Genomic DNA, 22,411 nt, shown 5'->3' with positions numbered 1-22,411 from the left:
ACGGCTGGTTCCGCTCCGGCATGTGCGGGCACTACGGGAGCCATGGATCACGATGCCGTACCGGTGCTGGAGGCACTGGCCCGCTACCGGGAGGCCGGGGAGTTGCCGTTCAGCCCCCCGGGGCACAAGCAGGCGCGGGGCGCCGACCCGCGCGTTCGCGAAGTACTGGGCGACGCCGTCTTCCACGGCGACGTCCTGGCCTCCGGAGGGCTGGACGACCGGCGTACCCGCGCCGCGGTCCTGGTGAAGGCCGAGCAGCTGATGGCGGACGCGGTGCGCGCCGAGCACACCTTCTTCTCCACCTGCGGCAGCTCGCTGTCGGTGAAGTCCGCGATGCTCACGGTCGCAGGACCGCACGAGAAACTGCTGGTCGGCAGGGACGCCCACAAGTCCGTCGTCTCCGGTCTCGTACTCTCGGGCATCCACCCGGTCTGGGTGGAACCGCAGTGGGACGAGGAACGGCTGCTGGCGCACGCGCCGCCCGCCGAGGCGTTCGAGGCCGCCTTCGCGGAGCACCCGGACGCGCGCGGCGCCCTGGTCACCAGCCCCACCCCGTACGGCACCTGCGCAGGGCTGCGCGCCCTCGCCGACGTCTGCCACCGCAGGGGCCGCCCGCTCATCGTCGACGAGGCGTGGGGCGCCCATCTGCCCTTCCACGGCGACTTGCCGACCTGGGCCATGGACGCGGGCGCCGACGTGTGCGTGACCAGCATCCACAAGATGGGCAGCGGCCTGGAGCAGGGTTCCGTCTTCCATCTGCAAGGCCCGCACATCGACCCGCTGACGCTGGCCCAGCGCGCCGACCTGCTGGGCACCACGAGCCCCAACGTGCTCCTCTACGCCGGTCTGGACGGCTGGCGCCGCCAGATGGTGCAGCATGGCGACCGGCTGCTGGGCCACGCGCTGGACCTCGCCGCCGACGTCAGGCGGCGTCTGGAGGCCATCGACGGACTCCACGTCAACGACAGGGCCGACTTCGTCGACCAGGGCCTGGCGGCCGATCTGGACCCGCTGCCGGTCGTCATCGACCTCGCGCAGCTGCCGTTCACCGGCTACCAGGCCGCCGACTGGCTGCGTGCGCACCGGCACCTCGACGTGCACGTCAGCGATCACCGGCGGATCAACACGCAGCTGACCCACGCCGACGACCGGCACACCGCGGAAGCGCTGCTCGACGCCGTCGGCGAGCTGGTCGCCCGGGCCGACGAGTTCCCCGACGCGCCGACCGTGTGCCTGCGCAGCCCCGCCGACCTGCGGATGGAACAGACGTGCCTGCCGCGTGACGCCTACTTCGGCGCGTACGAGGACGTGCCGGTGGAGGAGGCGGAGGGCCGCGTCGCCGCCGAGATGATCACCCCGTATCCGCCGGGTATCCCCACCGCGCTGCCGGGGGAGCGGCTGACCAGGACGGTCCTGGACTACCTGCGCACCGGTGTGGAGGCCGGGATGAACCTGCCCGACGCGGCGGCGCCCGACCTGAACACCGTCCGCGTGGTCGCCGACGGCCCGCCATCCGCCCCCGGCCTGCCCTGACCGCCACCTCTCCCTCCCCAAGGAGCCGCCATGCCCCGCGCCGCGCTCTTCGACGTCGACGGCACCCTCACCGACACCACCTATCTGCACGTCCACGCCTGGTGGGAGGCGTTGCGCCAGGCGGGGCACAAGGTGCCGACCGCCACGCTGCACCGGGCTATCGGCCTGGGCGCACGAGACCTGATCGCGCACGTGCTGGGGGAGGGGCGGGACAGCGGCCAGGACGAGATGATCAGCGCCGCCCACAAGACCCTCTTCGCGACCTGCCACGAGAGGCTCGGTCCCCTGGAGGGCGCCCGCGAGCTGCTGCACGCGCTGTACGAGAGGGGCTGGCAGCTCGTGCTCGTCACCTCGGCGGTGGGCGGCGAGCTGGCGGCGATGCGCCGGGCCCTGGACGTGGACGACCTCATCGCCCACATCGCCAGCGCCTCCGACGTCGAGCGGGGCAAACCGGCCCCGGACTCCGTCGACCAGGCCAGGGAACGCACGGGTGCCGCACAGGAGCAGACCGTGTTCATCGGTGACTCCGTGTGGGACATGCACGCCGCCTCCCGCGCGGGGGTGACCGCACTCGGTGTCCTCTCGGGCGGCATCCCGCGTGCCGACCTGGAGGAGGCGGGTGCCCAGGAGATCTACGAGGGCCCGGCGGACCTGCTCACCCAGCTGGAGGAGAGCGCGTACGCCCGGCTGGAGCGGGAGACCTGACCCCTCTGCGAGCCCTTGCTGACCTGCGACGCGCCCCGCGTAGCCGGGAGGGTGGACGGGTACCCGGAGGGCCGGACGTAAGGAGGCGACCATGACCGGAGACGGCAGGGACATCCCGGCGGAAGAGGGTGTCAGCACGGAGGACGCCGCCGAGATGGGCGAGGGGCCCCAGGAAGGCCGGCTGCCGGGCGACCGGGCCGACCGCGGGGCGTGGAACCCGCCCGTGGAGTCCGACCCGCCACCCCGTGGCCCCGGCCGGGACACCGGCGGCTTCGACACCTCGTTCCTGACGCCGGAGGCGGAGGCGGACGAGGAGCACGCCGAGCCGGCCGACCCGGGCGTCGCCCCGGAGGAGCAGGGCATCCCGGATCTCCAGGACGGCACTCCCGAGCAGCAGCGGGCCAGCGACCCGCAGAAGGAGTCGGTGCCCGGCGACGAGCCCACGGCCGTCACCCGCTCCGCGCCCACCCCCGCCGAGATCCGCGAGGGCGAGTCCCTGGACGAGCGGCTCGACGAGGAGGAGCCCGAGGTCTCCGAGCGGGAGGCCGTCTCCGGGCCGCCCGACGAGGCGTCCGGGCTGCTGCGTACCGACCCCGAGCCCACTCCGCCCCGCCGGCAGGACGTCTACGGCCAGGAAACCGGCGAGGGCGGCCTGATCGCGGGTGAGAGCGGCCTGTCCGCGGAGGAGGACGCCCTGCGCACCAGGGACGAGGACGAGGTGTGAGCGACGGCGAACGGGAGGGGCGGGACTGTTGCGGTCCCGCCCCTCCCGTTTGCCGCCCGTCCCCCTCGCTCGTCACATCCGCCCGGCCTCTGGGCGCGCGTCCGCCCGGGGCTCACTCCGCGTGCAGCGGATCCACCCGGAAGCGGAGCGCGAAGTGGTCGAGTGTGGCGGGCACCGGAGCGGCGGACCGCAGCTGGGCGTGGGAAGCCAGGCCGAACTGGTGCTCCTCCAGCAGGGCGGCCAGCAGGGTGCTGACGGTGAAGAGCACCAGGTTCTCCCCGGGGCAGCCCGCCGGACCCGAACTGAACGGGACGAGCGCCGGGTTGGACCGGGCCCGATGCCCGGTCTCCTGCGTCCACTGCCGCGGCGCGAAGCTGTCACCCGCGGCGCCGGCCGGCTCGGCACGGTGCAGATAAGGCGTGTACAGCGCGAAAACGGTGCCCGCGGGCAGCGTGCCGCCCGCCCATGAGGTCTCGGCGGTGCTCTCGCGCAGGATCAGCGGCGTCGTCGGCCACAGCCGCACCGACTCCAGGGCGCAGCCGCGCAGGTACGGCAGCCGGCGAGGGGCCGTCACCTGGCCGTCGCGCGCCTCCGCGCGGGCGTGTGCGGCCGCCTCCGGGTGGGTGGCCAGCAGCGCCAGCGCCCGGGCCGCCGCCATACCCGCCGCGTCGTAGGCGAACAGCCAGTGCGGGATCTGGCCCGCCCGGTCGGTACCCGTCGCAGCCGGGGTGCCGGCGACCCGCTCGGCGAGACTGCCGGGCTCCGCGTGGGCCACGTAGGAGCGCACACGGGCGAGGAAGGCGCTGCGCAGCCGTTTGCGGCGCGGCCCCGCCAGCGACCAGTTCGCCGCCGAGCGCAGTGTGCCCAGCTGCGCCGTGAGGGTCGTGTCGTCCCGGGCGGTGTCGCCCAGCACGATCCGGCGCACCGTCCGCCACCAGGCGGCGTCGAAGTCCTCCCAGCGCAGTTCGCCCGACCGCTCGCCCTGGGCCAGCAGTTGCGCCGCCTCCTCCCGGATGACGCCGGTCAACGGCCCCGCCAGGTCGTGCAGCGGCTGGGGCGTCTCCAGCACCTGCTCGACGAACTCCCGTCGCTCGGCGTGCTCGCGCCCCCCTGAGATGAGCACGCCGTGCGGCTGGAACTGCGCCAGGGAGCCGCGCTTCTCCAGCGTCGCCGGACTGAACGGCTCGGGGGTCTGCGCCAGGACCCGTTCCGCGTCACCCGGATCCAGCACCATCGCGTACGCACGTCCCCGCACCGTCAGCGGCAGCGGCCCCGTTCCGTGCCGGTCCCGCAGGGCGCGCATCCGCCGCACCCCGCGCCGGTCCCAACCGGTGCGTTCCACCAGCGACATCGCCGAGGGCCTGCGCATGATCACCCCGCCCGCCAGCACCGGCAGCAGCACGTCGCCCACCACACCGGCCGTCTCGCGGGCACCCAGCGACGGCAGCGCCCGGTCGGCGGGCTTGGGCGGGGTCTCCGGGGTCGTGGTGGCGGCCTCGGTCAGTCGCATCTGTCACTCCACTCGCTTCGCTCGCCGGACGCTCCGACGGCTCTCGGGTGCGTCGTGCCGGGATGGTTCCAAGAGCGTCGCGGTACCCCCGGAGCACCGGCCGAAACGACGCGCGGGGCGGTCCGTACGGCGCCCGCGCGGCCCGTTTCACGCCGCGCGCGTGGTGGTATCCACTGACCCGTCCGGCCCGGGTGGGCATCGTCCGTCGAGGGGAGACGGCCTGATGGTGCGTCGGCTCGCGGCGGCCGCGGAGGTGGCCGCCTGGTGGGTGGTGCTGACCGGGCTCTGGCTGGTCCTCATCCAGTCGGTCGACACCCTGGAGTGTGGTGTCGGCGCGAGTGCCGCCCTGTTCGCCGCGTACGGGGGGCGGGCCGCCCGCAGAGCGGCGGTGCGGCGATGAACGGCTGGCTCGCCGCGGCCTGCGCGCTGCTCCTCGTCGGCTTCCTGCCCACGCTGCTCGCCATGTGCACGGGCTCCGTCCGGCGCCGTGTACTGGCGCAGAACCTGGCCACCGTGCTTGCCGCTCTCGCTCTGCTGCTCCTCTCCCAGGGCTGGGCGCGGTCCTCCTACACGGACATGGCACTGGTCCTGGCCGTGCTCGGCCCGGTCGGCACGCTGATCTACGAACGGCTGCTGGGGGAGGAGCTGCGAGCCGACCGTCCGTCCCGCCGGGTCACCCGGACGATGACCGTGCTCAGCGTGGCGCCCGTACCCGTGGTGGTCGTACCGGTCTGTGTCGCGGCCACGCCCGGCAGGACCACGCTGAAACTGCTGTTCATCGCGGGGCTGCTGGTGGCGGGCAGCGCCCTGTGCACCCGGGCGCTGACGACCCCGCCCGGAGGGGACGGCTCCCATGGCTGACGACCTGCCGATCGTGCTGGCGCTGCTGCTGGTGACCGTCGCCGGGACGGCCACCGTGCTGACCCGCGACCCGGTGCGTCAGGTGTTCGCCCTCGCGGGGCTCGGACTGGCGCTCGCCCTGCTGTTCGCGGTGCTCCAGGCGCCGGACGTGGCTCTCTCACAACTCGCCGTCGGCACCGCCCTCACCCCGCTGATGGTGCTGCTGTCGGTACGGAAGGTGCGGCGCAAAGCCCGCAGCGAACGGCGGGAGGAGCACGAATGAGCCTGCGCGTGCGCATGGTGGTGCTGGCCGTCGGGCTCCTCGGGCTGGCCGCGATGCTGGTGGCCGCGTTCCGGAAGCTGCCCGGCTTCGGCGGCTCCTGGCACCCGTACGGACAGCGTGCGGTCGAGACCGCGCTCGGGCGGCACACCTCCAACGTGATCGCCTCCATCAACTTCGACCAGCGGGCCTTCGACACGATGGGCGAGCAGGCCATTCTCTTCGGCGCGGTCCTCGGCACCGTCGTCATCCTGCGGACCACCCGCGACGAGCGCCGCGTGGAGCCCGAACCGGCGCGGGTGCCCGCACCGCTGCGCCGCTACGCGCTGGCCGTCCTGCCGGTGACGCTGCTGACCGGGCTCTACGTCGTCGCCCACGGCCAGGTCAGCCCGGGTGGCGGCTTCCAGGGCGGCGTCGTGGCGGCGACCGCGCTGCACCTGCTCTACATCGCCGTCGACTACCGCGCGCTCCAACGGGTCCGCTCCGTGCCCCTGTTCACGCTCGCCGACGCGGCCGGGGAGGCCGGCTACCCCCTCCTCGGCCTGGGCGTCCTGATGACCGGGGCGTCCTTTCTGGAGAACGTCCTGCCCTACGGCACCCTGGGCACGCTCTCCTCCGGCGGCACCGTGCCCGTCCTCAACGCGGCCATCGGGCTCGAGGTCGCCGCCGCCGTCGTGGTGCTGCTGGCACAGTTCCTCGACCAGGCCATCGTGATCGAGTCCGAAGACGGTGAGCAGGGGGCCGGAAGCGTGGGGGACGGGGACGGACGCCGCGGCGAAGGGGGCGCAGCGTGAGCATCCTGCCGTACCTGGTCGCCGGGTGGCTGTTCCTGGCCGGCTGCTACGGCCTGGCAACCAGCAGGAACCTCATCCACGCCGTGGGGTCGCTCGCCGTCTGCCAGGCCTCCACCTACGTGCTGCTGCTGGCCGTCGGCTACCGGCGCGGCGGTACCGCGCCCGTCTTCTCCGACATCCGGCCGGGCTCGCGCCCCGTCGTCGACCCGGTGGTGCAGGCCCTCACCCTCACCGACGTCGTCGTCGGCGCGACCCTCACGGCGCTGCTGCTGGCACTGGTCGTACAGGTCTCCAAGCGCCACGGCACCGTCGACCCCGACGAACTGCGGGAGCTGCGCGGATGACGGCAGCACAGCTCCTGCCCGTACTGGTCGCCGGGCCGCTGCTCGGAGCGGCCGTGCTGGTGGCCACCGGGCGGTGGCTGCCCCGGTACGTCGCCGACGTCTTCGGCGCGGTCGTCGCCGGCGCCGCCTCCGCACTCGCCCTCGGGGTGCTGGTCGCCACCGCGCACCGTCCGGCGGCCGTGGAGTGGGTGGGCGGCTGGCGGCCCCGGCACGGGACGGGCGTGGGCATCGTGCTGGTCGGTGACGGCATCGGGCTCGGCTTGGCCGCCGTCGTCTCCGTCCTCGTGGTGACCGTGCTCGTCTACTCGTGGCGGTTCTTCGACGATCCGCCCCCGCACCAGGCCGGCGCCTTCCCCGCGCTGATCCTGGCGTTCCAGGCGGCGATGTGCGGGTTCACCCTGACCGGGGACCTGTTCAACGCCTTCGTCTTCTTCGAACTGATGGGCGTCGTCGCCTACGCCCTGACCGGGTACCGCGTCGACGAGGCCCGCGCCGTCCAGGGCGCCCTCACCTTCGGTTTCCTCAACTCGCTGGGCGGCTACTCCCTGCTGCTCGGCGTAGGACTGCTGTACGCCCACACCGGGGAGCTCGGCCTCGCCCAGTTGGGCGCGCACCTGGACGCCGCCCCGGACGGCTCGGGGACGCTGGTGAAGGCGGCGTTCGTCCTGGTGGCCACGGGCTTTCTCGTCAAGGCGGCCGCCGTGCCCTTCCACTTCTGGCTGCCGGACGCGCACACCGTGGCACCCACCCCGGTGTGCATGCTGCTGTCAGGCGCGATGGTGCAGCTGGGTGTCTACGGCGTGGCACGCCTGTACTGGACCGTCTTCGCGGGCAGCGGCGCGCTGCCCGAGGCGGCGGTGCACCGCGCGCTGCTGGCGCTGGGCGTGCTGACGGCCGTCACGGGCGCACTGCTGTGCTGGCTGCAACGGCACGTCAAACGGCTGCTGGCCTTCTCCACCATCGCGCACACCGGGCTCTTCCTCGTCACACTGGCCGTCCTCACGCCCGAAGCCGTCGCGGGCACCGCGCTGTACGTCCTCGGGCACGCCGGCATCAAGGCCGCGCTGTTCGCGTGCGCGGGCATCCTGGTGGACAGGTTCGGGAACGTCGACGAACAGGAACTGCACGGCCGGGGCGTCCGGCTGCGCCCTGTGGGCGTGCTGTTCACCGTCGGCGGCCTGGCCCTCGCCGGGCTCCCGCCGTTCGGCACCGGGCTCGGCAAGGCCCTCTCGGAGGAGGCGGCGGGCGGGTGGTTGACCGTGCTGTTCGTCGCCGTCTCCGCCGCCACCGGCGGGGCGGTGCTGCGCGTCGCGGGCGGCGTCTTCTTCGGGCTCGGCTCCCCGCCCGCCGAGGAGGACCGCCCGCACGCCGCAGGACGTCACCGTGCGGGCGGCGAGGAGCAGCACGAGGACGCGGAGACCACCGGCGCCGACGAGCCGGAGGAGACCCGGGAGAGGGTGACCAGGGCGCCGGACACCATGGTCGTCGCCGCCGCCGCGCTGCTCGCCGCGGGGCTGGCGGTCGGCTGCGTGCCGCCGCTGTGGTCCGCCGTCAGCCGGGCCGCCGACAGCTTCACCGACCACAGCGGCTACGCCATGGCGGTCCTGTACTCCACCGGGCAGCACCTGACGCACTCACCGGCGCCGCACTGGTCACCGGCGGGTGTCACGCTGGGCCTGCTCTCGACCGTGCTCGCCGCCTGCGGGGCCTGGGCGGCTCTGCGGACCGTGCCCAGCGGCGTGCGGCCCCGCTGGTCGCTGCCGCTGCGGCGGCTGCACTCCGGCCATGTCGGCGACTACGTCGCCTGCGTGGTCGCGGGGCTGACCCTGTTGGCCGCGCTGGTGTGGTGAGCCGTCCCGACGGGGCGCACGGGCGGACACCCCGCCGGTGGTGAGGGTTCGTACGTGCGCCCCTTCGCGCGCCCCCATAACACACTGCGTACGCGCGGTCTCGATGTGTGGCCAAAACTCCTCGTCTCTCCCCTGCGATGAGCTTGTATGTATGGAGCTGCGCCTGTCATGCGGCTATCAGGTACTTAGGGGGGACTCAGAGTGATCCGGGTATTGCTGGTACACGATGTGCGCATCCTCAGATGCGGGCTGGCGGCTCTGGTCGGATCGGAACCCGACATGGAGATCGAAGCCGTGTCGGGAAAGGAGGCGACACGGTCGGCGCGCGCGCTGAGGGCCGACGTGTGCGTCGCGGACGCCGACGTGACGGGACGCCTGCCGCTCCACGAACTCGCCGGCCCGGCCCGCGCACCGCAGGACCCCCCGGGCTCCGCTCCAGACGCGCCGCGCCGCCTGCTGGTGCTCGTCAGCCAGCACTGCCCCGGAGCTCTGCGCCGGGCACTGGACGCGGGAGCGCGCGGCTTCGTGTGCAAGGACGCACTGCCCGAACAGCTGGTGGCGGGCATCAGACGGGTCGCCGCGGGGGAACGTTTCGTCGACAACGCGCTGGCCGGCACGGTGCTGCGCGCCTCCGAAGTGCCGCTCAGCGCCCGCGAACTGACCGTCTTGTCGGCCGCGGCCGAGGGGGCCGGCATCACCGAGATAGCGCGCCGACTGGGACTGTCGGCCGGTACCGTGCGCAACTACATGTCCGCCATCACCCGCAAGACCGGCGCCCGCAACCGCGTGGACGCCATCCGCATCTCCCAGGGCGCGGGCTGGCTCTGACCCGCGCCGGAGCGCCCCCGGCCGGCCGCCGCGCATGAGGTTCGAGACAGCGCCCCTGGCCCCGGCCGACGGCCCGGCCCGCCGCGGGGCGCTGCCGCCCCGCGCGTGTGAATCCGTGGCGCTCCCGCCGGCCGTACGGAGCCCGCTCGCCGCCGGCCCGCGCGCCCGCCGCCGCCCCGCCCTACCCCGTGCGCCCCTCACCCGCGGTCTGGCGCTCGGCGGCGAGCGGGTGCGGGGCCCAGCCCGCGGTCAGATCGCGGTAGAGCGGAGAACACGCCAGGAGTTCACGGTGGGTGCCGCAGCGGGTGCGGGGGCCGTCCAGCACCAGCACCCGGTCGGCCCGCAGCGCCGAACTGATCCGGTGCGCGATCACCACCAGCGTGCCTCCGCGCTGGGCGAACGCCGACTCGGCGCGCTCCTCGGCGGCCGGGTCCAAGTGGCTGCCCGCCTCGTCCAAAACGGCCAGCGGCGCGGGAGAGAGGTAGGCACGTGCCAGCGCCACCTGCTGCCGCTCCCCGGCGGAGAGCGCCGCCGCCTCCACGTGCCCGGCCAGGCCACCGAGCCGCCGGACCAGCGCCTGGGCGCCCACCGCTTCCACGGCCGACGAGAGCGCCGCGTCCGGCGGCGGGCAGTGCGCCGGCAGCAGGCACGACAGGTTCTCCCGCACACTTCCGGTGAAGACGTAGGACTCCTGCGGGATCAACACGCGCTGCTCCACGGGCAGTACGCCGTCGGCGGTCGCTGACGCCGTACGGGCGGACAGCCGCACCTCCCCGTGCGAGGGCCGCAACAGCCCCGCGGCCAGCAGCGCGAGGGTGGACTTCCCCGCGCCGCTGGGGCCGACGACCGCCAGGTGACCTCCCGCCGGCACCTCCAGGTCGAGCCCGCACAGCACCGGCCGCGCCGCCGGACCGTACGCGAAGGAGACGTCGCGCAGCGCCAGCGCGGGCGGCGCTCCGCCGAAGCCACGCGGGGCCGGTACCCGCGAGGGGCTGCGCCCCGCCGGCGTGCCGCGCGGCGGGCGAGCCGTACCACCGGGGCCCGTGAGCGCACCGTGCTCCGCCGGCGCGGGCGCCTGTGCCGACGCTGTGGGCGCCGCGGGGCCCGCCGCCGCGGGGTCTACCGTCCCCTGGCGCAGGCGGCCGATCACCACGGCGAGCCGTGCCCCCGCGCCGCCCAGCCCGTGCACCAGACCTTGCAGTGCGGGCAGCAGAGCCTGAGTCAGGTAGGTGAGCGCGCCCGCCAGTTCCCCGGCGCTCACTCCGTGGCGCAGCAGCCAAGGGGCCAGCGCCAGCAGCAGTACGAGAGGCAGCCGCCCGCCCAGCCCCAGCGCCACCGCCCGGGCGATTCCCCAGTACGCGAGCGCGTCGGCGGCGCGTCGTTCGGCGTCGACACGTCGGCGCAGCGCCCCTCGCACCGTCTGCCGCGCGCCGCAGGCGGCCACGTCCCGCAGCGCGCGCACCACCGATCCCGCCTCGGTGGCCAGCTCCTCGTCGGCCACCAGGAAGTCCCGCTGCCGCCGGGCCAGTGGGCGCAGCGTCACCGCGAAGACGGCCAGCCCCGCGGCCAGCGGCGGCAGGACGACGAGCAGCAGCGGAGGCGCCAGCGCCGCCAGGCCCGCGAGCGTCCCGGCCAGGGTGACGGCGAAGGAGCGGGAGACCATGACGACGCCGGCGAAGCTGTCCCGGGCGATCTCGACCTGGTGCGTGAGCCGGGAGACGGACGAGGTACCGGCGTCGCCGCTTCCGCGACCCGGTGCGACCGTGGCCGAGACCGCCTCGCACAGGCCACGTTCCACCACACGGTGTACCAGCGTGTCGCGCAGCGGCTCGGCCAGCGCGGCCACCTGGCGGTAGACGCGCGCCGTACCCAGCGCTCCCACCAGCAGCCCGAGCCCCGCGGCGGCCAGCCACCACAGTCCGGTGGCCGGGCGTCCCGCGAGGAAACCCGCGTCCAGGGCGCGGGCCAGTGCGAAGCCCAGCGCGAAGGTGTGGGCCGCCTCCAGCACCGACCAGCCCGCCAGCGCCCACAGCGCTCCCGGGCGGCGCCGCAGGAAGCGCAGTCCCGCTCGCACCAGTCCGGCGCGCACCGGTGCCGGGTCGCGGCGGTGCCGTCCACGGCGTGCGGACAGCGGCGCCACGGGGCTGTCCCACGGGTCACTCATCGGCCCCGCTCCCGAACAGCGCCCGGTAGGCGGGCGTTTTCCACAAGTGCTGGTGCGGGGCGACCGCACGGATTCGGCCACCCTCCAGCCACGCGGTCAGGTCAGCTCGGGCGGCCGTCGAGGCCCGGTGCGCGACGACCAGCCGGGTGTGCGCCCCCTCGCCCGCGCTCGTCAGCGCCCGCGTCACCCTCAGTTCCGTCACGGTGTCCAGGCTGGAGGTGGCGTCGTCCAGGATCAGCACACGGGTGTCCTGCGCGAACGCGCGTGCCAGGCCGACGCGTTGCACCTCACCGCCGGACAACGGCGCCTGTTCCCGCGGGGTGTCGTAGCCGTGCGGGAGGGTGCGGACGAAGTCGTCGGCGCAGGCCATGGCCGCCGCGTGGGCCACCCGCGCCCCGGGCGGCCCGTGTCCGGCGGGGACGCCCGCCGCGATGGCCTCGCCCACCGTCGCGCCGAAGAGCACGGGACGCTCGAACGCGAAACCGACGGCGCGCCGCAGCTGCGCGGAGGTCAGGTCGGCCAGGTCGACGCCGTCCAGCAGCACCCGTCCGGCCTCCGGCTCGGCGAGCCGCCCCGCGACCGCCGCCAGCAGTGACTTGCCCGATCCCGAGCGGCCGACCACGGCCACGGTGGCCCCGGCGGGCACCACCAGGTCCACGTCCCGCAGCACCGGCTCGTCACCGTACGAGGCGTGCACACCGCGCAACTCCAGCCGGCCCCCTCCGGACCTGGCGGTCGCCTCCGGCAGCGCGCGGTGCCCCTCGCGCAGGGGAGGAACGGCCAGCACCTGAGCCAGTCGCAGGGCGGCCGTGCGGCTGCGTACCAGTGCGTTGAGCTGTCCGACGAGCGTGCCCACGCCCGCCGCGAGCGCCGCGTACCGCGTGGCGGCGACCAGCCCGCCCACGCTCAGCTCCCCCTCGCCGACCAGCAGCCCGCCGACCGCGACCACGGCGATCTGGAGGAGCGGCACCAGCACCGCCGCCTGCGCCGTGGCCCGCCCCTGGACGCGCCACGTGCGGTGCCCGTGCTCGGACAGGTCGGCCAACGGCTCCAGCACGCGGGCGCGTTCTTGCCGCTCGATGCCCGCCGCCGCGATGGTGCGGGCCCCCGCCAGCGCCTCCACGAGCCGTCCAGCGATCCGCGCCTGCGCTTCCTGGTAGCGGGTGACACACGCCGTGGACGTCCGGGAGAACGCCCGCAGCAACAGCACGAGCAGCGGTGTCCCGGCGGCGAAGACGGCGGCGAGCCGCAGGTCGAGCAGGGCCAGCGCGACGAGACCGCCCACCGGGGTGACCAGCGCCGCCAGCGCCGAGGCGGCACCGGCGGGGCCCGTGCCCGCGTGCGCGGCGTTGCCCGTGCAGCGGGTCACCAGGTCCCCGGAGGAGAAGCGGCTGGCCCGCAGCGGGGAGACGGCCAGCAGGTGCCCGGCGATCCTGGAGCGCAGCCGCGCGGTCGTACGGGAGTTGAGAGTGCCGGTCAGGACCGTCTCGGCGGCGTCCAGCACGATCAGCGCGCAGGTGAGCGCGGCACACACCGCGAGCCAGCCGCCCACGCCCGTGCCGCTCATTCCCATGCCGCTCGCCGTCGCGCCGTCCACGCCGGTGCTCTCCGTGCCCGTGCTCCCCGTGCCCTGGCCCGTGCCGGCTCCGGTCCCGGCCCCGGTCAGCAGCAGGTCGAGCGTGTGCCCGAGCGCGGCGGGCAGCGCCAGCGAGGCGCCTGCCGCCGCGGTCGCGCACACGAAGAGGGTCGCTGTGCGCCACCGGTGACGGCGCCCCTCGGTGAGCAGCAGCCGGTCGGCCGGGGCGTTCGGGCCGCCGGAGCGTTGGGCGGGCGCGGGCTGCCGCCGTGAGGCCCGCGGCCCGCGGGCAGGGAAGTGCTCCTGGGCGGGGGCAGAGCCCCGCCCAGGAGCACCGGGTGTGTGTGTCACCCGGTCACAGGCACAGGAGCGTGCTGTGGGAGCTGTGCTTGTCGCACAGGAGGAGGCTCGCGCTGCTGTCGTCGCCGCCGCCGGTCCGCTCCTCGGGCTCCAGCGTCTGCAGGTCGAGAAGTGCCATCGTGGTGTTCCTTCCCATTCGGGTGATCGGTGTGTGTTACAGGGACGGTGGTGCTTCGGTACGGCCTTCGTCCCCAAGGCCGGTCTGTGGGCCGCCGCCGGGCGCGTGTACGCCGTCGGACAGCGGGCTGGGGGTGCCCGGTACGGGCGGGAGGAACGGCAGGCTCGGCGGCGTCCGGCCGTCGTGGACGGCCGCGGCGGCACCGACCGCGAGCAGACAGCCCGCCGTACCGGTCGCCAGGTCCATCGACAGCCGCATCATCTGGTCGCCGGGGAAGGCGAGTCCGCCCGCGTACGCCATGCCGTACCAGCCGAGCCCCGCGAGTTGGGCCCTACGGTCGCCGTCGGTGACCTGGGGGGTCGCGGTCCTGCTCAGGTGCAGCAGCATGCCCGCGCGCCCCTGGAAGAGCCCCGGCTGTGCGTAGTACCGCATCCGGGCGGCGGGCAGAATGCCCGCGCGGGCCCGGGCGAACGCGGTGTGCCCGGGGCGGTGCGAGAGGAAGTCGTCCAGGACCATGGCGATGCCCACGCTGCCCGCGCCCAGATACGGCATGGTGCGGCGCCCCTCGTCCACCTGCCAGGTCCCCGCGCTGTCCTGCACGCAGCGCGCCAGGTCCCGGGCGAGCGCCCGCTCGGCCAGGTCGAGCAGCGCGGGTTCGCCGTGCCGCTCGTACAGCCGCAGGAAGAGCAGTGCCGCGCCGGTCGCACCGTGCAGCAGCCCGGCCCTGTCTGCTCCTGGCCGGCCGTCGTCCGGCTCGTCCAGCCGCTGGGCGAGCAGCCGCGCGGCCTCGGCGGCGGAGGTGTGCAGGCCGTCCTCGCCGGTCTGCTCGGCGAGCCGGCCGAACGCGAGGCCCAGCCCGGCGAGACCGCCGAACAGGGAGCTGCCCAGCCGCTGCCACTTCTCCTCCAGCACCCGCTCGGTCAGTTCCAGCGCCCGCTTGGTGTGTCCCGCACGTGCCAGGACGAGCGCCACCCCCGGCAGCCCGTCGTAGAGGCCCAGCGGAGTGCCGCGCGGCGGGGGATCGGTGTGCCGCAGCAGCCACTCCTCACCCTCGTACCAGTGCCCGGCCTCCGTCTCGGCGAGCGCGTGCAGCACCCCGGCGGCGCCGTACGCGAGACCCAGGCCGCCGCCGTCGCCGAACTGGGCGATGTCGCCGGGGAACAGGCGGTCGTCACGGCCTGGCGTGGCGGAGGCGAGCACGGCCTCGACCATCGCCTCGCGCGCGGCGGGCCAGGCGCCGGGGCCACCGGGCACGCCGACGGCCGGAACGAGAGCCGCCACGGAGGTGAGGGGCCGGGAGGCGGCCAGTGCCCCGCTGTCCGTGCGTTCGTCTCCCTCCGCCACGGGGGAGTCCGTTCCCTCGATGGTGGCGACCGCTTCGGCCAGGAAGTCCTCGGGGATGCCCGGGAACTGCTCGGCGGCGATCCGCGCCAGGTGCCGGGCCTTGCCCCGGTCGATCGCCAGCAGCGTCGTCATCGGCAGGAACAGGGCGAGCGCGAGACAGGCCAGCGCGTAGCGGTCGATGTCGTAGCGGCTGCGGTCGGCGGGGGCGATGAAGCCGGGGTGGGCGACGATCTGCCGCGGATCGTCCTCGGCGCGCGCCGCCGCCTCGAAGTCCAGCAGCGTCACCGTCTGTTCGTCGGGCGCCAGCATGATGTTGAACATGTGCAGGTCGTTGAAGACGATGCCGCGCGCGTGCACCGCCTCCACGGCCTCGGCGACCAGTTGGTGGACGCGCAGCGCCCACGCGGTGTGGCGGGACACCGCCTCGGGATCCGGGTCGGCGCTCAGCAGCGGGTGCCGCTTGGCGAAGAAGGAGTTGAGGGGCTCACCCGGCACCTCCTCCATCACCAGGAACCTGTGCCCGTCCACCTCCAGCCAGTCGAGCAGGGCCGGTACCACCGGCAGCCCGGCGAGCTGGTCGAGTGCCTCCTTCTCGCGCTGGAGACGCGCGAGAGCGTCGGCGCCGTCGGCGGCGAGCCCGGCGTGCGGCCTGGCCTCCTTGAGGACGACCCGGCTGCCGTCACGGGTGTCGGTGCCGCCGTAGACGCCGCCGCCGTTGGAGAAGTGCAGCGCCTTGTCGATGCGGTACGGCAGTTCCGCGACGGTCGCCGAGGCGCGGGCCGCCAGCTCGGGACGGAGGAAGGCGGGCAGCTCCACACCATCCGGCACCCGGAACGCGGGGTCCTTGCGGTCGGGTATCAGGTTGCCGTGCGCGTCCTCCACCGCGGGGACGAGCCGGCCGTGCGGGTCGACGCAGAACCGGGGGGCGAATCCGCCGTAGCGCACGTACAACGGGCCCTGGCGCCAGCGCAGGTCGGTGAGAATGTAGGGGCCCGGTCTTCCGTGCAGTTCCTCACCCAACTCCCGCACCACCATTTCGAGCTGGGTTTCGTCGGCGGGATAGAGGGTGGCGAATTTCCCGCTGGTGCCGCGCCCGGCGTATTTCGCGTTGCGCAGATAGAGCAGCGTGCGGTGCGGGACGAATTTGAAAGGAATGTTCCGCGGAACGCAGTAGTCCCACACGGCGCCGCCGATCTCGTCCGCGTTCCACAAGGTGGCCGACGCGTGGATCTTCCAGCCCTGGAGCGGGAACGTGCCGGTCAGCGGCCGCAGCTCCAGCCAGTCACCCGACCGTGTGCTGCGCCAGCCCGCGGGAACGGGGCGGCGCGAGACGGTGAACGCTCCCGAATCGCCGCCGGTGTCTCCCTCGCGGGGCGCGGAATCCGACAAGCGTTCTGGCGTGTCATAGAAATGCCGGTCCGCGAGACAGAATATCTCGTAACGCTTGTCCATCGTTCCCCTCCCCTGGGAAGCACGGACCAAGCGTGCAGCACGGGGAGGGGAAAGGGGTAGTCAGTTCTGTCATGAATACGCCGTGAGGAACGCACGGGTAACCCACGCACAATTCCCCACCGAAGTCGTCAGTTTCCGACGCCGGGCCCGGAAGCGCCGAGCCCCAGGTCGCCACCCGGTGCGGCCGCGAAGTGCCGGGCGACCTCCGCCTCGCCGACCTCGTCCAGCGTGCCGGGCGACCAGCGCGGCCTGCGGTCCTTGTCGATGATCTGAGCCCGCACCCCCTCGGTCAGGTCGGGTGAGGACAGCGCCGCCACGGAGGTGCGGTACTCCTGGTCGAGCGCCTCCTCCAGCGAGGAGAGCGCCCGGGCGCGGCGCAGTGCGGCGAGCGTGACCTTCAACGAGGTGGGCGACTTGCCCTCGATGGCCACGGCCGCCTCCTTGGCGGCCGTCGTGCCGCTGCCGCGCAGGCGGTGCAGGATTTCCGCCACGTCGTCCGCGCGGTAGCAGGGATCGATCCACGCCCGGTGCGCCGCCAGAGCCGCCTCGGGCGCGGGCTCGGCGAACTCCTCCAGGGCCTGGCCGGGTGTGGCCCGGGCGAGCGCCGTGGCGAAAGAGGCCAGCCGGTCGGCGGGCACGAAGTGATCGGCGAGCCCGCACAGCAGCGCGTCGCCCGCGCCCACCGCGCCGGCCGTCAGCGCCAGATGCGTGCCCACCTCGCCCGGCGCCCGCGACAGCAACCAGGTTCCACCCACGTCCGGCACGAACCCGATGGTCGTCTCCGGCATGGCGACCTTCGCCCGCTCCGTGACGACCCGCACCCCGCCGTGCGCCGACAGGCCCACACCGCCGCCCATGACCACGCCGTCCATGAGGGCGACATACGGCTTGGGGTAGCGGGCGATACGCGCGTTGAGCCGGTACTCCTCGGCCCAGAACCGCGCCGAGTCGGCGCCGCCGCCGCGGCGTACGTCGTCGTGGATGGCCCGGATGTCCGCGCCCGCGCACAGGCCGCGCTCGCCCGCTCCGCCGAGGACGACGGCCGCCACCTCCGGGTCGTGCTCCCAGGCGTCGAGTGCCTCGGCGACGCGCCGGATCATCTCCAGGTTGAGGGAGTTGAGCGCGTGCGGCCGGTTGAGCAGCAGGCGCCCGACGCGGCCGTCCTTGCGGGCGAGTACGGGCGGTTCGGTCTCGGACATGGACGCGGGGCTCCTTCGCACGCGACGACGGTGGACGCTCTCGCGGGCCACCGTACGTGGCATGTCGGCCCCCTCGGCACGGGTGTGCGGCGCGGCGCCCCGGGAGGGGCGCGCCCGGCCCCGCCTAGGTCGGCGCCGGGGCGCTACCGCGGCGGGCTCCTGGTCCGAACCTGCCCGGATGCGGACACGAGTGACCGGCGAAGAGGTCCTTTACACCTCGGAACCGAGGAAGCGCACGACAGCCGGGGAGCGGACAGCCGCCCTCGTGGCGTCCGTGCGCTGCTGACAGGCTGCTCCGGCCCGGGCGGCCTGGGCTGTTCACCCGCACTTCCGGCCCGGGCGGACGGGGCTGCTCACGCGCGGGTCTGGCCCGGGAGAGCGGTGCCGGGTACCGCGCACCCGGTGCCCGGCTCCAGCGGCCAGGCGCCCGCCAGGAGCTCCCCGACCAGCTCGTCCAGCTCCAGGCGGCGCTCCACCCGCCGCAGGTCCGTCACCCGCGCGCTCGTGGTGACCTGGCGGGGGGCGAGCAGCGAGCAGCAGTCCTCGTCGGGCAGCACGGAGACGTCGGCGGTGCCCAGAGTGCGGGCCTCGTCGATGATCTCCTGCTTCTCCCAGCCCAGCAGCGGACGCAGCAGCGGCAGCGAGGCCGCCTCGTCCACGGCCGCCAGGTTCGCCACCGTCTGGCTGGCCACCTGCCCCAGGCTGTCGCCCGTCACCAGCGCGTCGGCGCCCAGCCGCTGGCCGAGCGCGCTCGCCGTGCGCGCCATCAGCCGGCGCTGCGCCACCACCTGGAACCGTCCGGCGCCCGCGACGGCCAGCTGCTTTTGCGCCTTGCCCAGCGGTACCACCCACAGGGTGCGCCCCGGCTGGAACCTGTTGAGTTCCCGCGCGAGCGCGTACGCCTTGTAGACCGAGGCGGCGTCCGTGTACGGCGCGCCGGTGAAGTGGACGTAGTCGCAGGCCAGTCCGCGCCGCATGGCCCGGTAGGCGGCGACGGGGGAGTCGTAGCCCCCGGACAGCAGGGCCAGCGCCCGGCCGCTGGAGCCCACCGGCAGACCGCCCTGCCCCCGCAGCCGCGTCCAGGACAGGTAGCTGCCCTTCCGGTCCACCTCCACGGTCAGCTGCACGTCGGGGGAGGAGAGGTCCACCCGCGCCCCCGTCTGACGGCACACGCGTTCGCCGATGGCCGCCGCGAGCGCCGAGGACGTGAGCGGAAACGACTTGTCCCGCCGCTTGGCGCGCACCGCGAAGCTGATCCGGCCGCGGCCGCCGCTCCGCTCCTGCCAGGCCCGGCGCAGCGCCCGTACGGCGTGGTCGCCGATGGTCTCCAGGGTGCTGCCCACCCGCACCGCCGGCTGCACGAGATTGAAGCCGATCACGCGGCGCACGCTCTCCACGAGCGTGTCGAGACCCGGCTCGCCGCCCACCATCGTGACGCTGCGGCCCTTCTCCACCCACGTCGCGCCGGGCAGCCGGCGCAGCGCGTGCCGCAGGTTGTCGTGCAGCAGCTCCTCGAAGCGTGCACGGTTGCGGCCGCGGAGAAAGACCTCACCGTGCTTGAGCAGGACGCACTCCACCGCGTCGGCGTCCGGCGCCGGGGAGGCGTGCGCCGCTGCTCCGGCGGGCGCGCGCCGAGGCACGGACGTGGTCCGGGTCGTGCCCGCGTCGTCGTGCGGATGTCCCTCGGGGGCGGGACCGGGCCCATGGATCGTCACGGAACTTCCCTCCTGCCCGACAGGCTATGCGACCTCCCCGCCATGTCCCACCGCTCCCTCGTCCCGCTCGGGAGGTGCGGGAGCCGTCCCGCTCGGGAGGTGCGCGGGCGACGGGCGGCGCGTGTGCGGCCGCTCACACGGCGGGCAGGGTGAGGAGGACCACTCTCCTCGCCGCGCGGAAGCTGACTAGAGTCCCACGAGGTACCGCACGCGCCGGCGAACCGGCCCCGCCCCTGCGGCCCGTGGACACCGCGCCGCCGCACCCGCACTGAAAGGGACATCGCATGGCCGAGGTCGTCGAGCTGGTCCACTACCCCGTCAAAGGGTGCGCGGCCGTCCCGCTGCGGGAGGCCGTCCTCGAACCCGCCGGCATCGCCGACGACCGCGCTTTCCTGGTCACCACGCCGGAAGGGGTGGGCCGCACCCAGCGCCGTGACCCCGCACTGGCCCTCATCACCCCCGAGGTGGCCCGCACGCCGGCGGGGGAGCGGCTGACGCTGCGGGCGCCGGGAGCCGAGGCTCTGCACGTCGAGGTCGACCTGGCCGGGCCGCGCCGGGAGGTGGACGTGCTCGGGCGGCCGCTGCGCGGCATCGACCAGGGCGAGGAGGCGGCCGACTGGCTCGCCCAGGTCCTCGGCTCGCCCGGCAGGCTGGTACGGGTGCCGCCGGAGAACGGCAGGGTCACCGACGGGCTGACGCCCGGCACCTCGCGGTACGCGGACAGCTGCGCCGTCCACCTCGTCTCCCGCGCGAGCCTGGACCACCTCAACAAGCGGCTCGCCGACCGGGGCGCCGAACCGCTGCCGATGTCCCGCTTCCGCCCCAACATCGTGGTCGACGACTGGGACGAGGAGCCGCACGCCGAGGACAGAGCGCGGCGGCTGCGGATCGGCGGAGCCGAACTCGGCTACGCGAAGCTGGCCATCCGCTGCGCCGTCACCCTCATCGCACAGGACTCGGCGGCCAAGCGCGGCCCCGAGCCGCTGCGCACCCTCGCCACCTACCGCCGCGCGTCCGAGGGCGGCGTCGCGTTCGGCGCCAAGTTCGCGGTGCTGCGCCCCGGAAGGCTCGCGGTCGGTGACCCGGTGGAGGTGGTGGACTGGGGCGCGTCCGAGCTGTGACGGCTGTCGGAATCCGCGCCTGAGCTGTAGCGCCCCTCGGGATCCGCGTCCGGACTGTGGCGTCGACCAGCATCGTGTCCGGACTGTGGCCTCCACCACGGCCCGCGTCCGCGTGGTGGCGTCCGCCGCGGTCGGCGCGCTCGCCGAGCGGCTCGGCGCCCACGGTGCGGAGGCCACCGAGCGCCTCGCCCTCGCCCTGATCGACCTCCCGCTCTCCGTCGTGCGCCGTCACCAGCGCGGAAGCGGCGCCCTTCCCGGCTACGCCGAGTCCCTCGTCGAGGACTGCGCCGAAGCCCTCCTCGCCACGGTGCCCGAGCGGCGCTGACCCGGGAGCCCGAGAACTTCCCGGCCCCTCCCCGCACGGCTGAGTTCTCGCTCCAAGTACGGCAGGTTTCTCCCTCCGCCGCCGGGCAACCCGCCCCGGGCCGTCGGGGTCGGGCCAGCGGCCCCCACGGCCCCCGGGCGACCCGGGGTGCTACCGGAACAGTGATGTGGAGAGAACCCGTGCCCCCAGCCAGGAACATCACGCGTGGCCAGGTCGAGCACGAGACGGCCCCACAGCAGCGGACGGCCGCTCCCGCGCGGCCGGTCCGGCGTGAGCCGGCAGCGGACGTCGTGAACGTCTTCGTGCTCGGTATGGACGAGACCAACCGCACTACGCTCGAGGCGGTCCCGGGAGCGGAACACTGCCGCTTCCACCCGCTGCTGAGCCCCGAGGAACTCCAGGAGGACGAGGTCTCCGTGCCCGGCCTGCTGGAGCGGGCCCGCGGCGTCCTCGACTCCTTCGACGGGAGCGTCGACGCCGTCGTCGGCTACTGGGACTTCCCCGTCTCCACCATGATCCCGCTGCTGGCCGAGCGGTACGGCACCCGCAGCACAGGGCTGGAGTCGGTGGTCAAGTGCGAACACAAGTACTGGAGCAGGCTGGAGCAGCAGAAGGCCATCGACGAGATACCCCGCTTCGGCCGGGTCGACATGGAGGCGGCCGAGCCCGAGCCACCCGAGGGTGTCCGCTTCCCCATGTGGGTCAAGCCGGCCCTGGCCTACTCCTCGGAGCTGGCCTACGGGGTCGAGAACATCGAGGAGTTCCGCGAGGCCGTCGCGAAGATCAGGGAGGGCATCGCCCGGGTCGGCAGGCCGTTCGAGTACGTCCTCGACCAGATCGAGCTGCCCGAGGAGATGGCCGGAGTGGGCGGCATGGTCTGCCTGGCCGAGGAGACGCTCACCGGGCTCCAGGTGGCCGTCGAGGGATACGTCCACCAGGGCGCCGTCACCGTCTACGGAGTGCTGGACTCCATCACCTACCCCGACTCCTCGTCCTTCCTGCGCCACCAGTACCCCAGCAGCCTGCCGCCGCAGGTCCAGGAGCGACTGACCGGAGTCTCCGAGCGGGTCATCCGGCAGATCGGCATGGACGCGGCCACCTTCAGCATCGAGTTCTTCTACGACCCGGGCACGGACGCGATCAGGCTGCTGGAGATCAATCCGCGGCACTCGCAGTCGCACGCCGAGCTGTTCGACTTCGTCGACGGGGTGCCCAACCACCACTGCATGGTGGCCCTCGCCCTCGGCCGCGATCCGGCTCTCCCGCACCGCGCGGGCCCGTACCAGTGCGCCGCCAAGTGGTACCACCGCTGGTTCACCGACGGCGTGGCCCACCGCGTGCCCTCCGCGCGGGAGATCGCCCGGGTGCAGGAGGAGATCCCAGGGACCGTCATCGACGTCGTCCCCGAACAGGGACAACACCTGGCGAACCTGTCCCAGCAGGACAGCTACAGCTACGAACTCGCCCACGTCTTCACCGCGGGAGCGGACGACGACGAACTGCGCGAGAAGTACGACCGCGCCATCGCGGCCCTCGGCCTGCACGGCACACCGCCCGGCAGCGAGACCCGCGCGGCGCCACGGGCGTGACGACCAGCCGGCCGGAGGCGGCGGCGCACCGGCACAGAAA

20 protein-coding genes are annotated in these 22,411 nt (G+C 74.3%); 13 read left to right on the top strand and 7 right to left on the bottom strand.

The annotated features are described in order from the left end of the window. The first annotated feature begins 42 nt into the window (after positions 1 to 42). From DQ392_RS07230 to DQ392_RS07220, 3 genes are all read left to right on the top strand, one after another. Positions 43 to 1,533: an aminotransferase class I/II-fold pyridoxal phosphate-dependent enzyme gene (locus DQ392_RS07230; RefSeq protein WP_114014661.1), complete on the top strand. Its 1,491-nt coding sequence runs from the start codon at positions 43 to 45 to the stop codon at positions 1,531 to 1,533. Positions 1,534 to 1,563: 30 nt separating this feature from the next. Continuing rightward, positions 1,564 to 2,238: an HAD family hydrolase gene (locus DQ392_RS07225; protein WP_114014660.1), complete on the top strand. Its 675-nt coding sequence runs from the start codon at positions 1,564 to 1,566 to the stop codon at positions 2,236 to 2,238. Between the two features lie 91 nt (positions 2,239 to 2,329). Beyond that, positions 2,330 to 2,962, top strand: coding sequence for a hypothetical protein (locus tag DQ392_RS07220; RefSeq protein WP_114014659.1), 633 nt, complete (start codon positions 2,330 to 2,332; stop codon positions 2,960 to 2,962). 112 nt (positions 2,963 to 3,074) lie between these two features. Here the strand turns inward: DQ392_RS07220 and DQ392_RS07215 are convergent, their stop codons facing one another. After that, on the bottom strand, positions 3,075 to 4,472 hold the full coding sequence (locus DQ392_RS07215) for a cytochrome P450 (protein ID WP_114014658.1): 1,398 nt from the start codon (positions 4,470 to 4,472) through the stop codon (positions 3,075 to 3,077). 223 nt (positions 4,473 to 4,695) lie between these two features. On the opposite strand from DQ392_RS07215, the gene DQ392_RS34335 reads away from it, so the two are divergent. The 7 genes from DQ392_RS34335 (at position 4,696) to DQ392_RS07185 (ending at position 9,408) form a co-directional block, all read left to right on the top strand. Then, positions 4,696 to 4,872: a hypothetical protein gene (locus DQ392_RS34335; protein WP_181856317.1), complete on the top strand. Its 177-nt coding sequence runs from the start codon at positions 4,696 to 4,698 to the stop codon at positions 4,870 to 4,872. Then, positions 4,869 to 5,333 (top strand): monovalent cation/H+ antiporter complex subunit F, encoded by a 465-nt coding sequence (locus tag DQ392_RS07210; RefSeq protein ID WP_114014657.1) that lies wholly within the window; start codon positions 4,869 to 4,871, stop codon positions 5,331 to 5,333. The genes DQ392_RS34335 and DQ392_RS07210 overlap by 4 nt, the downstream gene beginning before the upstream one ends. Further along, on the top strand, positions 5,326 to 5,595 hold the full coding sequence (locus DQ392_RS07205) for a Na(+)/H(+) antiporter subunit B (protein ID WP_027738242.1): 270 nt from the start codon (positions 5,326 to 5,328) through the stop codon (positions 5,593 to 5,595). The genes DQ392_RS07210 and DQ392_RS07205 overlap by 8 nt, the downstream gene beginning before the upstream one ends. Then, on the top strand, positions 5,592 to 6,386 hold the full coding sequence (locus tag DQ392_RS07200; protein ID WP_114014656.1) for an MnhB domain-containing protein: 795 nt from the start codon (positions 5,592 to 5,594) through the stop codon (positions 6,384 to 6,386). Before DQ392_RS07205 ends, DQ392_RS07200 begins: the two co-directional genes overlap by 4 nt. Next, complete coding sequence (locus DQ392_RS07195; protein WP_114014655.1) at positions 6,383 to 6,730, top strand: sodium:proton antiporter; 348 nt, start codon at positions 6,383 to 6,385, stop codon at positions 6,728 to 6,730. The genes DQ392_RS07200 and DQ392_RS07195 overlap by 4 nt, the downstream gene beginning before the upstream one ends. After that, entirely contained in the window at positions 6,727 to 8,580 is a 1,854-nt protein-coding gene (locus tag DQ392_RS07190; RefSeq protein ID WP_114014654.1) for a complex I subunit 5 family protein, read from the top strand. Before DQ392_RS07195 ends, DQ392_RS07190 begins: the two co-directional genes overlap by 4 nt. 201 nt (positions 8,581 to 8,781) lie before the next feature. Beyond that, entirely contained in the window at positions 8,782 to 9,408 is a 627-nt protein-coding gene (locus DQ392_RS07185) for a response regulator transcription factor (RefSeq protein WP_181856316.1), read from the top strand. A gap of 181 nt (positions 9,409 to 9,589) precedes the next feature. Here the strand turns inward: DQ392_RS07185 and DQ392_RS07180 are convergent, their stop codons facing one another. From DQ392_RS07180 to thiI, 6 genes are all read right to left on the bottom strand, one after another. Next, a complete protein-coding gene (locus DQ392_RS07180) occupies positions 9,590 to 11,572 on the bottom strand; it encodes an ATP-binding cassette domain-containing protein (RefSeq protein WP_114014653.1) in 1,983 nt (660 codons plus the stop codon). After that, complete coding sequence (locus tag DQ392_RS07175; protein ID WP_114014652.1) at positions 11,565 to 13,499, bottom strand: ABC transporter ATP-binding protein; 1,935 nt, start codon at positions 13,497 to 13,499, stop codon at positions 11,565 to 11,567. Before DQ392_RS07175 ends, DQ392_RS07180 begins: the two co-directional genes overlap by 8 nt. Positions 13,500 to 13,503: 4 nt before the next feature. Then, the gene (locus tag DQ392_RS07170) at positions 13,504 to 13,626 is read right to left on the bottom strand and encodes a SapB/AmfS family lanthipeptide (RefSeq protein WP_114014651.1); all 123 of its coding nucleotides are present in this window, start codon (positions 13,624 to 13,626) and stop codon (positions 13,504 to 13,506) included. A 36-nt stretch (positions 13,627 to 13,662) separates the two neighbouring features. Then, complete coding sequence (lanKC, locus tag DQ392_RS07165; protein WP_114014650.1) at positions 13,663 to 16,422, bottom strand: class III lanthionine synthetase LanKC; 2,760 nt, start codon at positions 16,420 to 16,422, stop codon at positions 13,663 to 13,665. A 128-nt stretch (positions 16,423 to 16,550) separates the two neighbouring features. Further along, the gene (locus tag DQ392_RS07160; RefSeq protein WP_114014649.1) at positions 16,551 to 17,621 is read right to left on the bottom strand and encodes an enoyl-CoA hydratase/isomerase family protein; all 1,071 of its coding nucleotides are present in this window, start codon (positions 17,619 to 17,621) and stop codon (positions 16,551 to 16,553) included. 353 nt (positions 17,622 to 17,974) lie between these two features. Beyond that, positions 17,975 to 19,198, bottom strand: coding sequence for a tRNA uracil 4-sulfurtransferase ThiI (gene thiI / locus DQ392_RS07155; RefSeq protein ID WP_245981248.1), 1,224 nt, complete (start codon positions 19,196 to 19,198; stop codon positions 17,975 to 17,977). Positions 19,199 to 19,620: 422 nt separating this feature from the next. On the opposite strand from thiI, the gene DQ392_RS07150 reads away from it, so the two are divergent. The 3 genes from DQ392_RS07150 (at position 19,621) to DQ392_RS07140 (ending at position 22,371) form a co-directional block, all read left to right on the top strand. Beyond that, entirely contained in the window at positions 19,621 to 20,457 is an 837-nt protein-coding gene (locus DQ392_RS07150) for an MOSC domain-containing protein (protein ID WP_114014648.1), read from the top strand. 85 nt (positions 20,458 to 20,542) lie between these two features. Continuing rightward, positions 20,543 to 20,782: a hypothetical protein gene (locus tag DQ392_RS07145; RefSeq protein WP_114014647.1), complete on the top strand. Its 240-nt coding sequence runs from the start codon at positions 20,543 to 20,545 to the stop codon at positions 20,780 to 20,782. Positions 20,783 to 21,093: 311 nt separating this feature from the next. After that, positions 21,094 to 22,371 carry an ATP-grasp domain-containing protein gene (locus tag DQ392_RS07140; RefSeq protein ID WP_114014756.1) on the top strand — a complete coding sequence of 426 codons (1,278 nt, stop codon included), beginning with the start codon at positions 21,094 to 21,096 and terminating at the stop codon, positions 22,369 to 22,371. Positions 22,372 to 22,411 lie beyond the last annotated feature (40 nt).

It is taken from the genome of Streptomyces reniochalinae, from assembly GCF_003323735.1.
Lineage (GTDB): Bacteria > Actinomycetota > Actinomycetes > Streptomycetales > Streptomycetaceae > Streptomyces > Streptomyces reniochalinae.
Note: the sequence above shows the minus strand (reverse complement) of the source record. Positions and strands in the feature narration are given on the sequence as shown.

Excerpts from the sequence above, each read along its gene's own strand:
- DQ392_RS07225 (WP_114014660.1), top strand. The coding sequence starts at position 1,564 with ATGCCCCGCGCCGCGCTCTTCGACGTCGACGGCACCCTCACCGACACC.
- DQ392_RS07220 (WP_114014659.1), top strand. The coding sequence starts at position 2,330 with ATGACCGGAGACGGCAGGGACATCCCGGCGGAAGAGGGTGTCAGCACG.
- DQ392_RS07200 (WP_114014656.1), top strand. The coding sequence starts at position 5,592 with ATGAGCCTGCGCGTGCGCATGGTGGTGCTGGCCGTCGGGCTCCTCGGG.
- DQ392_RS07160 (WP_114014649.1), bottom strand. The coding sequence starts at position 17,621 with ATGTCCGAGACCGAACCGCCCGTACTCGCCCGCAAGGACGGCCGCGTC.
- DQ392_RS07190 (WP_114014654.1), top strand. The coding sequence starts at position 6,727 with ATGACGGCAGCACAGCTCCTGCCCGTACTGGTCGCCGGGCCGCTGCTC.
- DQ392_RS07180 (WP_114014653.1), bottom strand. The coding sequence starts at position 11,572 with ATGAGTGACCCGTGGGACAGCCCCGTGGCGCCGCTGTCCGCACGCCGT.
- DQ392_RS07215 (WP_114014658.1), bottom strand. The coding sequence starts at position 4,472 with ATGCGACTGACCGAGGCCGCCACCACGACCCCGGAGACCCCGCCCAAG.
- DQ392_RS07205 (WP_027738242.1), top strand. The coding sequence starts at position 5,326 with ATGGCTGACGACCTGCCGATCGTGCTGGCGCTGCTGCTGGTGACCGTC.
- DQ392_RS07210 (WP_114014657.1), top strand. The coding sequence starts at position 4,869 with ATGAACGGCTGGCTCGCCGCGGCCTGCGCGCTGCTCCTCGTCGGCTTC.
- lanKC (WP_114014650.1), bottom strand. The coding sequence starts at position 16,422 with ATGGACAAGCGTTACGAGATATTCTGTCTCGCGGACCGGCATTTCTAT.
- DQ392_RS34335 (WP_181856317.1), top strand. The coding sequence starts at position 4,696 with ATGGTGCGTCGGCTCGCGGCGGCCGCGGAGGTGGCCGCCTGGTGGGTG.
- DQ392_RS07150 (WP_114014648.1), top strand. The coding sequence starts at position 19,621 with ATGGCCGAGGTCGTCGAGCTGGTCCACTACCCCGTCAAAGGGTGCGCG.
- DQ392_RS07230 (WP_114014661.1), top strand. The coding sequence starts at position 43 with ATGGATCACGATGCCGTACCGGTGCTGGAGGCACTGGCCCGCTACCGG.
- DQ392_RS07140 (WP_114014756.1), top strand. The coding sequence starts at position 21,094 with ATGGACGAGACCAACCGCACTACGCTCGAGGCGGTCCCGGGAGCGGAA.
- DQ392_RS07170 (WP_114014651.1), bottom strand. The coding sequence starts at position 13,626 with ATGGCACTTCTCGACCTGCAGACGCTGGAGCCCGAGGAGCGGACCGGC.